The sequence below is a fragment of the Phenylobacterium sp. genome (assembly GCF_016124325.1).
In the GTDB taxonomy this organism is placed as follows: Bacteria; Pseudomonadota; Alphaproteobacteria; order Caulobacterales; family Caulobacteraceae; genus Phenylobacterium.
In genome coordinates this window covers 1-14,278 of the sequence record NZ_WGNY01000027.1, presented here as the reverse complement: position 1 = coordinate 14,278, position 14,278 = coordinate 1, and the positions used below count along the sequence as shown (strand labels likewise).

The 14,278-nt window shown below is 72.1% G+C and carries 11 protein-coding genes; 9 read left to right on the top strand and 2 right to left on the bottom strand.

The genetic code is table 11. The annotated features are described in order from the left end of the window. On the bottom strand, positions 1-291 hold a 291-nt coding region (locus GC203_RS15655; RefSeq protein WP_293456354.1), incomplete at its 3' end, for a PAS domain-containing protein. Positions 292-661: 370 nt separating this feature from the next. On the opposite strand from GC203_RS15655, the gene plsY reads away from it, so the two are divergent. Together plsY and dprA are read left to right on the top strand one after the other, a co-directional pair. After that, positions 662-1,315 (top strand): glycerol-3-phosphate 1-O-acyltransferase PlsY, encoded by a 654-nt coding sequence (plsY, locus tag GC203_RS15650; protein WP_293456351.1) that lies wholly within the window; start codon positions 662-664, stop codon positions 1,313-1,315. Beyond that, positions 1,312-2,403 (top strand): DNA-processing protein DprA, encoded by a 1,092-nt coding sequence (dprA, locus tag GC203_RS15645; protein ID WP_293456348.1) that lies wholly within the window; start codon positions 1,312-1,314, stop codon positions 2,401-2,403. Before plsY ends, dprA begins: the two co-directional genes overlap by 4 nt. A 3-nt stretch (positions 2,404-2,406) precedes the next feature. On the opposite strand, the gene GC203_RS15640 is transcribed toward dprA, so the two are convergent. Beyond that, complete coding sequence (locus GC203_RS15640) at positions 2,407-4,584, bottom strand: TonB-dependent receptor (RefSeq protein ID WP_293456345.1); 2,178 nt, start codon at positions 4,582-4,584, stop codon at positions 2,407-2,409. A gap of 125 nt (positions 4,585-4,709) precedes the next feature. Between GC203_RS15640 and GC203_RS15635 the strand changes: the two genes are divergently transcribed. The 7 genes from GC203_RS15635 to rpmG form a co-directional block, all read left to right on the top strand. After that, a complete protein-coding gene (locus GC203_RS15635) occupies positions 4,710-5,084 on the top strand; it encodes a BlaI/MecI/CopY family transcriptional regulator (RefSeq protein WP_293456342.1) in 375 nt (124 codons plus the stop codon). Then, entirely contained in the window at positions 5,077-6,624 is a 1,548-nt protein-coding gene (locus GC203_RS15630; RefSeq protein ID WP_293456339.1) for a M56 family metallopeptidase, read from the top strand. Before GC203_RS15635 ends, GC203_RS15630 begins: the two co-directional genes overlap by 8 nt. Before the next feature lie 90 nt (positions 6,625-6,714). Further along, positions 6,715-9,342 carry a type I DNA topoisomerase gene (gene topA / locus GC203_RS15625; protein WP_293456336.1) on the top strand — a complete coding sequence of 876 codons (2,628 nt, stop codon included), beginning with the start codon at positions 6,715-6,717 and terminating at the stop codon, positions 9,340-9,342. 483 nt (positions 9,343-9,825) lie between these two features. Further along, positions 9,826-10,623, top strand: a complete 798-nt coding sequence (locus GC203_RS15620; RefSeq protein ID WP_293456333.1) for an alpha/beta hydrolase — start codon at positions 9,826-9,828, stop codon at positions 10,621-10,623. Positions 10,624-10,678: 55 nt separating this feature from the next. Next, a complete protein-coding gene (gene rnr / locus GC203_RS15615; RefSeq protein ID WP_293456330.1) occupies positions 10,679-12,985 on the top strand; it encodes a ribonuclease R in 2,307 nt (768 codons plus the stop codon). Between the two features lie 227 nt (positions 12,986-13,212). Continuing rightward, positions 13,213-13,923 (top strand): NUDIX hydrolase, encoded by a 711-nt coding sequence (locus GC203_RS15610; protein ID WP_293456327.1) that lies wholly within the window; start codon positions 13,213-13,215, stop codon positions 13,921-13,923. Positions 13,924-14,140: 217 nt separating this feature from the next. Further along, positions 14,141-14,278: 50S ribosomal protein L33 (gene rpmG, locus GC203_RS15605; RefSeq protein ID WP_293456357.1), on the top strand; the 138-nt coding region annotated here is incomplete at its 3' end.

Here is a 14,278-nt window from a genome sequence, read left to right as displayed (position 1 = left end):
GTTGTAGGAGGCCTGGATCCAGACCTCGCGCCCGCCCTTGCCCAGGCGGCGGAACTTGGCGGCGACGAACTCGCCGCGGTTCAGCGTGGCCCAGAAATCGCGATAGGCCTGCGTCCCCGCCTCCTGGGGGTCCACGAACATCGCATGGCGACGCCCGGCGACCTCGGCCGAGGTATAGCCCAATGTATCGAGGAAGTTCTGATTGGCCCGGATGATCGTGCCGTCGAGCTCGAACTCGATGACCGCCTGCGAGCGCTCGATCGCGGCCACCATACCTTCCAGATTGCGCACGTAGGACTCGGAAGTCTTATCTTTTGCCTTCTTAAACAGAGACATAGGCACGCTCCAGGACCAGAATCGGATGTTCGCCGCAATCGAAAATCGCGTTCTCCGAAGTTCCCGCAACCGCGTTAACGATGAGTGAATTGCGGGAACTCAATTCTTGTTCAATGCCTGCACAATTCTCGCGCATTGAGTGTCTTGTTGGCGGATCGTGCGAAATTTGCAGTATTATTTTGGTGAACTCCTCGAATTACTTCAACCTATAGTCTTCCCGACTGGGACTGCAACGATGGCGCGAACACAGGTCGGCGAGTGTCGCGGCGCGCCATTTCCAGTACCGGCCCGGACAGGCTAGGACTTGCGCCGAGGGGGAGCGTCCATGTCCGAGATCCTGAGTCCCGCGATGATCGGGGCGGCCGTCGTCGGCGGCTACCTGCTGGGGTCGATCCCGTTCGGGGTCATCGCCACGCGGCTCGGCGGCGCGGGCGACGTGCGCAGCATCGGCTCGGGCAACATCGGGGCGACCAACGTCCTGCGTACGGGGCGCCGCGACCTGGCGCTGATCACCCTGCTGGGCGACGGCGGCAAGGGCGCGCTGGCGGTGCTGTTCGCCTGGCTGGCGACCCGCGACGGCAGCGCCGAGCAACAGGCCGTGCTGACCGCCCTGGCCGCCGGCGCGGCGTTCCTGGGCCACCTCTTCCCGGTCTGGCTGCGGTTCAAGGGCGGCAAGGGCGTGGCGACCTTCTTCGGCACCATGCTGGCGGCGGCCTGGCCGGTGGGCCTGGCGGCGGCGGCGACCTGGCTGGCCGTGGCCTTCCTCTTCCGGCTGTCGTCGCTGGCGGCGCTGGTGGCCGTGGCGCTCTCGCCGGCCATCGTGCTGCTGCTGGGCCGCCCGCACGCGATCGCGCTGCTGGCCCTGTTCATGGGGCTGCTGGTCTTCATCCGCCACGCCGACAACATCCGGCGCCTGCTGAAAGGCGAGGAGCCGCGCATCGGCAGCTCCAGGAAGGCGGCCGAGGGCGCCGAGGGGTGAGCGGCGGGTTCACCGACGCCCAGCGGCGCGACTGGCTCCGGCTGGCCCGCGCCGAGAACGTGGGGCCGGTCGCGTTCCGCGAACTCGTCGGCCGCTTCGGAAGCGCCGCGCAGGCGCTGGCCGCCCTGCCCGACCTCGCCCGCCGGGGCGGACGCGCGGCCGCGATCCGCATCCCCACCGTCGGCGAAGCGGATCGCGAACTGGCCGCCGGCGAGGCCCTGGGCGCGCGCCTCGTCTGCGCCGGCGAGCCGGGCTTCCCCCGCGCGCTGGCCGCGCTCGATCCGCCGCCGCCCCTGATCTGGGCGCGAGGAAACGCCGGCCTGCTCGACGGGCGCGCCGTGGCCATCGTGGGCGCGCGCGTGGCCTCCGCCGCCGGACAGCGCTTCGCCCGCGGCCTCGCCGCCGAGCTGGGCCAGGCGGGGTGCGTGGTGGTTTCGGGCATGGCCCGCGGCATCGACGGGGCGGCCCACGAAGGCGCGCTGGCCACCGGCACCGTGGCGGTGCTGGCCGGCGGCGTGGACGACGTCTATCCGCCCGAGCATCGCAATCTATACGACCGCATCATCGAGGCCGGCTGCGCGGTCTCCGAGCGCGAACCGGGCCGAACGGCCACGGCCCGCGACTTCCCGCGCCGCAACCGGATCATCGCCGGGCTGAGCCGCGCGGTGGTGGTGGTCGAGGCCGAGTTCCGGTCGGGGTCGCTGATCACCGCGCGCCTGGCCAACGAGCAGGGCCGCGAGGTGCTGGCGGTGCCCGGCTCGCCGCTCGACCCGCGGGCCAAGGGGACCAATGACCTGATCCGCCAGGGCGCGGCGATCTGCGAGGGCGCCGAGGACGTGCTGCGGGCGCTGGAGACGCTGGGCGGCCTGCGCGAACCCGGCCCGCCCGCGTTCGAAGCCCCGGCGGACGAACCGGACGACGCGCTGCGGGAACGGCTGGCCGCCCTGCTCTCGCCCACGCCGGTCTCGCGCGACGAACTGGTCCGGGCCGCGGCCGCGCCGGCGCCCGCCGTCTTCGCCGCCCTGGTCGAGCTGTCGCTGGCGGGCCGGGCCGAACTGCTGCCGGGCGGGATGGTCGCCGCCGCCTGAGCGTCAGGTCGGCGGCCCGGCCGGCGCGGACCCGAAGTCGAACCCCGGCTCGCGCGCACGACCGCCGCCGCCGAACGTCCACGTCAGCCCCACCTGCACCTGCCGCGTGTCGGCGTCGGAGCGGATCCGCCCCCGCAGGGTCGGCGTGTCGAGGACCTGCCGGACGTTGAAGCTCTGCAGGACGTCGCGCACGGTCACCACCAGCGCCAGCCGGTCGCTGATCTTGCGCCGGTAGCCCAGGTTCAGCCCGGCCGTGGGCTGGATATGGCCCTGGGGCGTCAGCCGCCGGCCGTTCAGCACCGCGTTCACCTGCAGCAGGTCGTCGGGCGTGATCTGCCAGCTCAGGTTCGCGCGGCCCGAGACCGCCGTCTGCGAGCGCGTCCGGGGCACGCCCAGGGGCTGCGGCCCCACCTCGCTCCAGCCGACGCCGCCGCTGGCGTTGTAGGTGAGGGTCTTGGTCAGGCGGCCGCTCAGCACCAGCTCCAGGCCGGCCGCCCGGCTCTCGGCGACGTTCTGCGGCGCGGTGAGGAAGAGGCCGTTCCCCAGGTCGCGCACCACGTCGGACGCCTCGTTGCGGGTCTGCCGGTAGTACAGCGTCGCGAGCAGCGTCGCCGGCATGGTCCGATCCTCGTAGCCGACCTCGAACGATCGGGTCTCCTGCGGCTTCAGCGCCGGATTGCCGGCCCGCAGGTTCACGGGATCGAGCAGCAACGGGAAGCTGTTGAACTGCAGGGGGTTCGGCCGCTGCACGCGTTCGGCGTAGCTGGCCGTCAGCTTGCGCCCTTCGTCGAACCCCCAGGCGAGGTGCAGGCTGGGATAGACGCCCTCGTAATCGTTGTCGTCGCGGCGGCCCTCAGTGAGCTGGTCGAGGTCGATGCGCACGCGCTCGACCCTCAACCCGCCCTGGATCGACAGGTCGCGGAAGGCGCGCTCGTAGCTCACGTAGCCCTGGACCAGCGACTGTTCGAACAGGAAGACGTTCGAGAGCGTCGTGTCGGGGATCAGCGCCCCGCGCGCGGCGCCGCGGAAGCCGGCGTTGCGGTAGGAATTGTCGTCCGCCTGGATGTCGAACCCGGCCTTCAGCGTCCCGCCGGCCACGCCCGGGTCCACGTAGTCGCCCTTGGCCTCGGTGCGGCGGTAGTCGTAGCGCAGCTCCTGGCGGTCGTAGGCGTCGGGCGCGGCCGGTGTGAGGCCCACCGTTCGGCCGTCACGGTTGCGGTCGTCCTCGGTCGCCTCGTAGCTGACGTTCAGGCTGAACTCGCGGCCCGGCCTGGCGAAGCTGTGCGTCAGATGCGCCTCGATCGCGCCGCTGTCGCGGATCTGGTGGAGGTCGAGGTCCCGCCGGAACGTGCTGGACGCGACGCCCCCCGGCGCCGTGGTGACGTAGAGGCCGGGCCCGCCAATGGTGAAGTCGTAGTAGTAGGCGCGGATCTCGCCACCCAGCTTGGTACGCCCGTCCAGGGCGTAGTCCGCCGCCAGGCGCACGGTGTCCATGTCGAGGGTGGAGTGCAGGTCCTGGGACTGGACCAGCGACCCCAGGTCGGCGCCCGCGGCGTCGAAGCGCTGGCGGTCGTCCCGGTTGAGGAAGGCAAGGTTGTCGTGGCGCACGTTCAGGTCGCTGGTGACGCTCAGCGCGGGACCGTTGTAGCCGAAGGTCGCCGAAGCGAAGGCGCGGCCATGGTTGGCCAGGGTGAGCCGCGCCGAGGCCGTGGGGCCGACGCCGCGCGCCTTGCGGGAGATCAGGTTGATGACCCCGCCCGAGCCGTCGGCCCGGAACTCGGCGGACGGATTGGTGATCACCTCCACCCGCTCGATCTGGCTTGCCGACAGGGCTTGGAGCGCCTGGCCCTTGCCGTCGCCCTCGAACTGGCTGGAGGGCTTGCCGTCGACCAGGATGGTGACGTTGGGGTCCCCGCGCAGGCTGACGTTCCCCGCCATGTCGACCTGCACCGACGGCAGGTTGCGCAGGGCGTCGGCCACCGAGCCCGACTGGGCCTGCAGGTCGTTGGCCAGGCTGTAGCTGCGCCGGTCGATGGAGGTCTGCATCTCGGCCGCGCGGCCGGTGACCACCACCTCGCCCAGTTGGGCGGACGGCGGCTTCGCGTCGCCGGGCGCCGGCGCGGGTTGGGCCAGCGCCGCGGCCGGGCCGGCCACGGCGGCGAGACAGATGAGACTACGCACGGGAACTCCTCCAGCCGGCCGCCCCGACGGCGAACCGATCGCGAGAATACAAGTGTACTCTCGACTGGAGTACACGTGTATTATCGGTAATGCGCGGCGGCCCTGGTTTGGGCTATGGTGCGGCCATGAGGATCTCCGGGGCCGAGAGCCACATCATGGAAGCGCTGTGGGCCTCGGGCCCGCTCACCGCCGACGGCGTGTTCGCCGAGGTGGGCGCCGCGCAGGGCTGGGCGCCGGGCACGGTGAAGACGCTGATCACCCGCCTGCTGAAGAAGAAGGCCATCGAGGGCCGGCGCGAGGCGGGCGGCTATGCCTACCATCCCCTCGTCTCCCGCGACGACTATGTGCAGGGCGAGAGCCGGAGCCTGGTGGACCGGCTGTTCGGCGGAGAGGTGGCGCCGCTGGTGGCCCACTTCGCCGAGCATCGCGCGCTCAGCGACAAGGATCTGGAACACCTGAAGGCCCTGGTCGCCCGCCTCGACAAGGACCGCGATGGCTGACCTCGGCGAGACCCTGCTGCGCGTGAACCTCGCCGCCGGCGCGGCCGTCGTTCTGGTGCTGCTCCTGCGGGGCGGCGTGCGGCGGCTGTTCGGCGCGCGGGCCGCCTACGGGCTGTGGCTGCTCGTCCCGGCCGCGGCGGCCGCGATGCTGGCGCCGCCGCGCACGGTCATCGTGCGGGCGCAGGCGCCGGTGGCCGAGTGGCTGAGCCTGGGCGGCGGCGATCCCGCGCAGGCCGCGGGCGCGCCGTTCGATCACGCGCCCTGGCTGCTCGGCGTCTGGCTGGCGGGCGTGGCGGCGAGCGCGATGCTGCTGGCGTGGCGGCAACTGCAGTTCGCGCGGCAGGCAAGGCGCGGCCGCGCCGGCCCCGCCGCCGTCGGCGTGCTTCGCCAGCGCATCGTGCTGCCGGCCGACTTCCAGGCCCGCTACGCCCCAATCGAGCGGCGGCTGATCCTGGCGCACGAGCGCAACCACATCGCCGTGCAGGATCCCCGGATCAACGCCCTGGTGGCCGTCGCCCGCTGCCTGGCCTGGTTCAATCCGGCGGCGCATGTGCTGGCCCGCGCACTGCGCCTCGACCAGGAACTGGCCTGCGACGCCGCCGTGGTGGCCGCCCACCCCACGGCCCGGCGCGCCTATGCCGAGGCCATGCTGAAGACCCAGGCGTTCGGCGCCCCGCCGCCCCTGGGCTGCCACTGGTCGGCCGCCGCGGCGCATCCGCTGGCGCAGCGCATCGAGGCCCTCGGCGACGCCCTTCCCGGCCCCGGCCGCCGCGCCGCCGGGCTGGCGGCCGTCGCGGGGCTCGCCCTGGCCTTCTCCACCGCCGCCTGGACCGCGCGCCCGCCGCAGGTGGTGACGCTGGAGCCGCGCCTGCCCGCCCTCGCCGCCGCCCCGCCGCAGGCCGACGCGCCGGCGACCCGGCGCGATCCGGAGCCGCACGATCCGGAGCCGCGCCCGGGCCAACCCGCGAAGATCGTGCGAACGGCCGAAGCCGCGCCCCCCGCCACGACGCCATCCCCCGCCGCGCCGCCTGCCCCGCCGCCCGCGCCCGCCGCCGCGAGCGCCTCGGGCCGCCTGGTCCGCGGCGTCGCCCAGCGGTCGCACGTGGAACCCGGCTCGGCGGTCCGCGTCTACGCCGCCATGACCGACCCCGACGGCCGCCGCCTGGTCACCGACCTGACGGCCTATGGCTCGCAGAACCGGTTCCGCACCGGGGCGATCGAGCGGGACGGCAGCCGCTATTCCCTGTTCACCGCCGTCGAGCAGCACGGGGACATGCTGCGCGTGACGGCCAGCCTCGGCCGCGCGTTCCGGCCCGGCGCCACGGGTTCGATCGACCTGCGCTCGGGCGAGACCGGGACCATCCGCCTGCCGAACGGGCTGGCCATCGCGGTCACCCCCACCCTGCGCGACGAACGCCCGGACGAGCTGGCCCGAGCGCGGGAGGAGCAGGCCCGCGAGGCGATCCGCGAGGTCGAACGCGCCGCGGCGCTGGGCCGCTGGGACGTCCGGCCGACCCTGCCCGGGAATGAGCCCCTTTAGGGGCTCGCACGATCGGCGTTGTCCTGGGCGTTGACAGGCGCTACAGGCCGCCCCCACCTTCCGCGCTCTTTGAGAACAGACACGGCATAAATGAACGTCGTCATCGTCGAGAGCCCGGCCAAGGCCAAGACCATCAACAAGTACCTTGGTTCGGACTTCAAGGTTCTCGCCTCCTACGGACACGTCCGCGACCTGCCCGCGAAGGACGGCTCGGTGCGTCCCGACGAGGACTTCGCCATGTCGTGGGACGTCGACGCCAAGGCGGCCAAGCGGCTGTCGGAGATCGCCGACGCGGCCAAGGGCGCCGACCGCGTGATCCTGGCCACCGACCCCGACCGCGAGGGCGAGGCGATCAGCTGGCACGTGCTGGAGGTGCTGCAGAAGAAGAAGGCGCTGAAGACGGCGCAAGTGCAGCGGGTGGTGTTCAACGCCATCACCAAGAGCGCCGTCACCGAGGCGATGGCCAATCCGCGCGACGTCGACATGGAGCTGGTCGAGGCCTACCTGGCCCGCCGCGCGCTGGACTACCTGGTGGGTTTCACGCTCTCGCCGGTGCTGTGGCGCAAGCTTCCGGGCGCGCGTTCGGCCGGCCGGGTGCAGTCGGTGGCCCTGCGCTGCGTGGTCGACCGCGAGATCGAGATCGAGCGGTTCAAGACCCAGGAATACTGGACCGTCGAGGCCGAGGTGGCCGCCGGCGGCGACCCCTTCACCGCCCGGCTGGTGAAGCACGAGGGCAAGCGGCTCTCGAAGTTCGACCTGGCCAACGAGGCCAGCGCCTTCGCCGCCCGCGACGCGGTGAAGGCCGCGACGTTCACGGTGCACGCGGTGGAGCGCAAGCCCGGCCGCCGTTCGCCGCCCCCGCCCTTCACCACCTCGACGCTGCAGCAGGAGGCCTCGCGCAAGCTCGGCTTCAACGCCCAGCGGACCATGCAGACGGCCCAGAAGCTGTACGAGGGCGTCGACATCGGCGGCGAGACCGTGGGCCTCATCACCTACATGCGGACCGACGGCGTGCAGACCGCGCCCGAGGCGCTGGACGAGGCGCGCGCGGTGATCGGCGGGCTGTACGGCAAGGACTACGTGCCCGAGAAGCCGCGCTTCTATTCCACCAAGGCCAAGAACGCCCAGGAGGCCCACGAGGCGATCCGCCCCACCAGCCTGGCCCGCAACCCCGGCAAGCTGCGCCTGGAGGGCGACCTGGGGCGGCTCTACGAGCTGATCTGGAAGCGGATGATCGCCTCGCAGATGGAGAGCGCGCGGATCGAGCGCACCACCATCGACCTGGAGAGCGGCGACGGGAAGACCGGCCTGCGCGCCACCGGCCAGGTGGTGACCTTCCCCGGCTATCTGGCCGTCTACGAGGAAGGCCGCGACGATCCCGAGGACGAGGAAGGCGGCCGCCTGCCCGCCGTGGCCGAAGGCGCCGCCGCCCAGGTGCGCCAGGCCAAGGCCGACCAGCACTTCACCGAGCCGCCGCCGCGCTATTCGGAAGCCAGCCTGGTCAAGAAGCTGGAGGAGCTGGGCATCGGCCGGCCCTCGACCTACGCCTCGATCCTGGGCGTGCTGCGCGACCGTGGCTATGTGCGGATGGAGAAGCAGCGGTTCCACCCGGAGGACAGCGGCCGGCTGCTGATCGCCTTCCTGGAGGCCTTCTTCGGCCGCTACGTGGAATATGATTTCACGGCGGGGCTGGAGGAGCGGCTGGACCTGGTCTCGGCCGGCGACCTCGACTGGAAGGTGCTGCTCCGCGAGTTCTGGACCGACTTCCACGCCAAGATCTCGGAGATGGGCGAGCTGCGGATGAGCGACGTGCTCTCCGCCCTGGACGAGTCGTTGGGCGCCCACCTGTTCCCCGAGAAGCCCGACGGCTCCGACCCGCGCGCCTGCCCGGTGTGCGGCTCCGGGCGCATGAGCCTGAAGTCGAGCCGCTACGGGCCGTTCCTGGGCTGCTCGAACTATCCGGAATGCCGCCACACCCGCCCGCTCAGCGCCAGCGAGGACGGCGAGGACGCCGCCAGCGGCGACCGGGAGCTGGGCGTCGACCCGGTGACCGGCGAGAAGGTCTGGCTGAAGGCCGGGCGGTTCGGCCCCTATGTCCAGCTCGGCGAGGGCGAGAAGCCCAAGCGCGCCAGCCTGCCCAAGGGCTGGAGCGCGCCCGACATGGACCTGGAAAAGGCGCTACGCCTGCTGCGCCTGCCGCGCGAGGTGGGCATGCACCCCGAGGACGGCAAGCCGATCCTGGCCGGCATCGGCAAGTTCGGGCCGTTCGTGCTGCACGAGAAGACCTACGCCAACCTGCCCAGCATCGACGAGGTGTTCGAGGTGGGCGTGAACCGGGCCGTGGACCTGATCGCCACCAAGCGCGCGGGCCGCCGGCCCGGCGCCGAGGCCTTGAAGGAACTGGGCGCGCACCCGGCCGACGGTCAGCCGGTCCGCGTGCTCGCGGGGCGCTACGGCCCCTACGTGAAGCACGGCGACACCAACGCCAACATCCCGCGCGGCGCCGATCCGCTGTCGGTGACCCTGGAGCAGGCCGTGGCGCTGATCGCCGAGCGCGAGGCCAAGGGCGGCGGCAAGAAGGGCAAGAAGGCCGCAGCGTCGAAGACCAAGGCCGAACCCAAGGCCAAGAAGGCGCCGGCGAAGAAGGCCGCCGCCAAGAAGGCCGCGCCAAAGACGGGCAAGGCCGAGCCGGTCACGGACGACGAGACGCCGTTCTGAGCCGTCATCCCGGACGGCCGCAGGCCGATCCGCGATTCAGGGCGACCGCGACACGGCGCCAGGGTCCGCCATCGGGCGGAAAGATGCTGGCGACGATCGACCCCTAGCGGACATCTACCTCCCCCGCCAAAGGCGGCGGGAGGGGGACCGCCCGCCGAAGCCGGCGCCGCCGGCTGAAGAGCGGTTGGTGGAGGGGGCAAGCGGCGAGCGCGGCGGATCGGATGGCGGCTGAAGCGCAATGCGTGGGGCTTGCCCCCTCCACCATCGGCTCTCCGGCCGATGGTCCCCCTCCCGCCATCGCTGCCGCGATGGGGGAGGTAAAGGTCCCCTCTCCACCCTGAGTGGACGTTGGCGAGATCCGCTCTCGGTCGCTCTCGTCTGCGACTGGGCCATTGTCCGTTTCCCGGGGGCGCGGCTCTCTGTTTTCCTTCGGCCGGGATGACGTGCTCTGGCCTCCGCCGCGGCCGGCGCTAAAGTCGGCCCATGCCCCACGCACCGATCAACGGCCTCGACCTCTACTTCGAACGCGCCGGGAGCGGTCCGCGGCTGCTGTTCATCTCGGGCACGGGCGGCGACCTGCGGGTGCAGCCCAACGTCTTCGCCTCGCCGCTGGCCAAGCGGTTCGACCTGCTGGCCTATGACCAGCGGGGCCTGGGGCGCACCAGCAAGCCGGACGAGCCCTATTCCATGGCCCAGTACGCCGACGACGCCGCGGCGCTGATGGACCACGTGGGCTGGGACGACGCGCTGGTGATCGGCGTCTCGTTCGGCGGGATGGTGGCCCAGGAGCTGGTGCTGCGGCATCCGAAGAAGGTGACGCGGCTGGTGCTGGCCTGCACTTCGCCGGGCGGCGCGGGCGGCGCCTCGTTCGCGTTCCACGAAATCGAGCACCTCAAGGGCGAGGACCGCGCCCGCCACCTGATGCCGATCAGCGACACGCGGCGCGACGCGGCGTGGCAGGCGGCGAACGCCGAGGACTACGAGCGGTTCGTGCAGCTCGCGGCGGCCGACCCCTACGCGGGCGAACCGGGCCGGGCCGAGGGCGCGCACCGCCAGCTGGAAGCCCGCGCGAAGCACGACACCTGGGACCGCCTGCCCTCTATCGCCTGCCCGGTGCTGATCGCGGCCGGCCGCTACGACGGCATCGCTCTGCCCGCCACCCAGGAGAAGATGGCGGCCCGGATTCCGGGGGCCGAGCTCAAGTGGTTCGAGGGCGGCCACCTGTTCATGATCCAGGATCGCGCCGCCTATCCGGCGATCATCGGCTTCCTGGAAGGCTGACGCCACGGCGCATCTTTCTCGCCGCCGCGGGGGCCCGCGTGGTACGCACGCGGCGATGGCCCGACCCAAGACTCCGAAGTCCGCCCGCTTTGCCAAAGGCCTGCCCGACCGCGACACGCTGCTGAAATTCATCCGTGAGAGCGGCGAGACCGACAAGGCCGCCATCGCCCGCGCCTTCGGCCTGAAGGGCGAGGATCGCCGTGCGCTGCGCCACATGCTGAACCAGCTCCAGGACGAGGGCGCGCTGGGCAAGCGCGGGCGCAAGGGCCTCGCCGAGGCCGGCGCCCTGCCCGAGGTGGGCGTGGCCGACGTGGCCGAGCGCGACGCCGACGGCGACCTCATGGTGCGCCTGACCCGCGGCGAGGACACGCCGCTGGTGGCGCTGGCCCCCACGCGCGGCGAGGCGGGCGCGGCGCCCGGCCTGGGCGACCGGCTGCTGGTGCGTTTCGTGCGGCTGGAAAACGGCGAGTACGAGGCCCGCCTGATCAAGCGCCTGGGCCAGAGCGCGCACCGCATCCTGGGCGTGGTGCGGAAGGTGCGTCGCGAGATCCGGGTGGAGCCGGTCGACCGGCGCTCGAAGGACAGCCTGATCCTGCCCGACGGCGAGGACGTGCGCGACGGCGACCTCGTGGTGGCCCAGATCGAGGGCCACGGCCCCCGCTTCGGCCCCAAGCGCGGCAAGCTGCTGGAGGTGGTGGGCCGCGAGGACCAGCCGCGTGCGGCCTCCATCATCGCCATCCACGCCCATGGCATCCCGACCGGCTTCTCCGAAGCCGCCGAGGCCGAGGCGGAGGCCGCCGAGCCCCCCACCCTCGCCGGCCGCGAGGACCTGCGCGACGTCCCCCTGCTGACCATCGACCCGCCCGACGCCCGCGACCACGACGACGCCGTCTACGCCCATGCCGACGACGACCCCAAGAACCCGGGCGGCTGGGTCTGCTGGGTGGCGATCGCCGACGTGGCGGCCTACGTCCGGCCGGGCTCGGAGCTGGACCGCATCGCCCGCGACAAGGGCAACAGCGTCTATTTCCCCGACCGCGTGGAGCCGATGCTGCCCGAGCGGCTCTCGAACGGCCTGTGCAGCCTGCGCGAGGGCGAGAACCGCGCCTGCCTGGCGGTGCGGATGGTGTTCGGCGCCGACGGCAAGAAGCGCTCGCACCGGTTCGTGCGCGGCCTGATGCGCTCGGCCGCCAAGCTCAGCTACGAGCAGGCCCAGGCGGCGATCGACGGGACGCCCGACGACAAGACCGGCCCGCTGCTGGAGCCGGTGCTGAAGCCGCTGTGGGCCGCCTACGCCTGCCTGAAGAAAGGCCGTGACGCGCGCTCGCCGCTGGCCATCGCCAGCCTGGAGCGCAAGGTCCACATCGACGAGATGGGCCGCATCGACTCGATCCTGCCGCGCGCGGCGCTGGAGGCGCACAGCCTGATCGAGGAGTTCATGATCCAGGCCAACGTCTGCGCCGCCGAGACGCTGGAGGAGAAGCGGACGCCGCTGATCTACCGGATCCACGACCAGCCCAGCCAGGAGAAGGTGTTCGCCCTGGTCGACTTCCTGGGCACGCTGGGCATGCCGTGGACCAAGGGCGAGCCGCCCACCACCCACCGCTTCAACCGCCTGCTGGCCGAGACCCGCGACGGGCCCAACGCCGACATCGTCAACGAGGTGGTGCTGCGCACCCAGATGCAGGCGATCTATTCCACCGAGAACATCGGCCACTACGGCCTGAACCTGGCCAAGTACGCCCACTTCACCTCGCCCATCCGCCGCTACGCCGACCTGATCGTCCACCGGGCGCTGATCACGGCGCTGAAGCTGGGGACGGACGGCCTCACCGAGCGCGACATCTCCCAGATGAAGGGCACGGCCGAGATCATCACCTTCGCCGAGCGGCGCGCCATGGCCGCCGAGCGCGACGCCATGGACCGCTATATCGCGGGCTTCCTGGCCGACCGGGTGGGCGCGGAGTTCGAGGGCCGGATCACGGGGGTGACCCGCTTCGGCCTGTTCGTGCGGCTGGCCGAGACGGGCGCCGACGGCCTCGTGCCGGTCTCGAAGCTGGGCGGGGAGTTCTTCATCCACGACGACCGGGCGCACGCGCTGGTGGGCGAGCGCTCGGGCGCGCGCTGGCCGCTGGGCATGACGGTGCGGGTGCGGTTGGAAGAGGCCACGCCGATCACCGGCGGGCTGCTGTTCGAGATGCTGAGCGAGCCGGCCCCGCCCGACAAGAATGCGCCCGCGCCCCGCCTGGGCGCGCGCCGCCGCGGCGACCGCCCAGGCCCCGGCAAGGCGCGCTCCGGCCGCCCGCCCGGCATCCGCACGGGCCGCAAGCAGAAGATGGGCGGGAAGAAGAAGCGGCGGTAGGCCTCCGCCGTCCTACCCCGTCATCCCAGGCCTTGTGCCTGGGATCCCTGCTTCAGCTGGCCGTGAGCACGGCGGATTTCACGGATTTCCGCCCCCGGACGGCGCGGCGGCGCGAGGGATCCTCGGCACGAGGCCGAGGATGACGCCTGGTGGCGAGGCCCGGCGGTAGCGGCCTTACGCCACGGCGCCCTTCCCTCGACTCCGGGCGGGGTCATACAGTTGTTCGCATGACCGACGCCGAAGCTCCCACGCCCCACAAGCCGGAAGGACCGCCCCGCGTTCCCGGCCAGAAGGCCGTGCGGCCCAAGAACGCCGCCACCGTGATGATCATCCGCAGGGATGCCGCCAAGCCCCGCGTGCTGATGGGCAAGCGCCATGGCGGCCACAGCTTCATGCCCGACCGCTGGGTGTTCCCGGGCGGGCGGATCGACCGAGCCGACTACCGCGCCCCCTTCGCCACCGACCTGCGGCCCGACGTGGGCGGCCTCTTCGACCGCTACCTGCCGGCCGGCAAGGGGCGCGCCCTGGCGCTGGCGGCCGTGCGCGAGACCTGGGAGGAGGCCGGCCTGCTGCTGGCCAAGCCCGGCGAGGCGCGGGCGAAAGGGCCGTGGAAGGACTTCGTGTCCCAGGGGATGCTGGCCGACCTCGACGCCATGGACGTGGTCGCCCGCGCGATCACCCCGCCGGCGGTGGGCAAGCGGTTCGACACCTGGTTCCTGATGGCCGACGCCGAGCGCCTGACCAGCCTGGATCGCCAGCCCGACTGCGGCGAGCTGGAGGAGACCGCCTGGGTGGAGTTCGACGAGGCCATGGGCCTGCCCCTGCCCGCCGTGACCCGCATGATGATCAAGGAAGCGGTCGAGCGGATGAAGGACCCGAGCCGGCCCAAGCCGTTCCTGCGCTACAAGGACCGCGGCATGAAGCCGACGGCGCTCTGAACTTCCTTTCCGGTTCGCGGGAAAGGACGAGCCGCGCGCGCCGCGCAAGCCGCTTTCCCTCTCCACCCCCGGCTCTTCGCTGCGCTCGGCCGGCGGTCCCCCTCTCCCACTTCGTGGGATAGGAAGTTGACTTCCCGCCGCGGATTCGTATTTTCCGCGGCTCTTTCGAACACCCGCCGGCGGTAGCTATCCGCTTGGCCCCGCCCGAGGACCTGCCATGGCGAAGCCCGCCTCCATCAAGATCCGCCTGAATTCGTCGGCGGACACCGGCTTCTTCTACGTGACCAAGAAGAACGCCCGCACCAAGACCGACAAGCTGGTGCTGAAGAAGTACGACCCGATCGCGCGCAAGCAC

What these genes read in the sequence shown, in the direction of transcription:
- topA (WP_293456336.1), top strand. Translation starts at nt 6,715, where the DNA reads ATGAACGTCGTCATCGTCGAGAGCCCGGCCAAGGCCAAGACCATCAAC.
- GC203_RS15635 (WP_293456342.1), top strand. Translation starts at nt 4,710, where the DNA reads ATGAGGATCTCCGGGGCCGAGAGCCACATCATGGAAGCGCTGTGGGCC.
- GC203_RS15630 (WP_293456339.1), top strand. Translation starts at nt 5,077, where the DNA reads ATGGCTGACCTCGGCGAGACCCTGCTGCGCGTGAACCTCGCCGCCGGC.
- plsY (WP_293456351.1), top strand. Translation starts at nt 662, where the DNA reads ATGTCCGAGATCCTGAGTCCCGCGATGATCGGGGCGGCCGTCGTCGGC.
- GC203_RS15610 (WP_293456327.1), top strand. Translation starts at nt 13,213, where the DNA reads ATGACCGACGCCGAAGCTCCCACGCCCCACAAGCCGGAAGGACCGCCC.
- GC203_RS15620 (WP_293456333.1), top strand. Translation starts at nt 9,826, where the DNA reads ATGCCCCACGCACCGATCAACGGCCTCGACCTCTACTTCGAACGCGCC.
- rnr (WP_293456330.1), top strand. Translation starts at nt 10,679, where the DNA reads ATGGCCCGACCCAAGACTCCGAAGTCCGCCCGCTTTGCCAAAGGCCTG.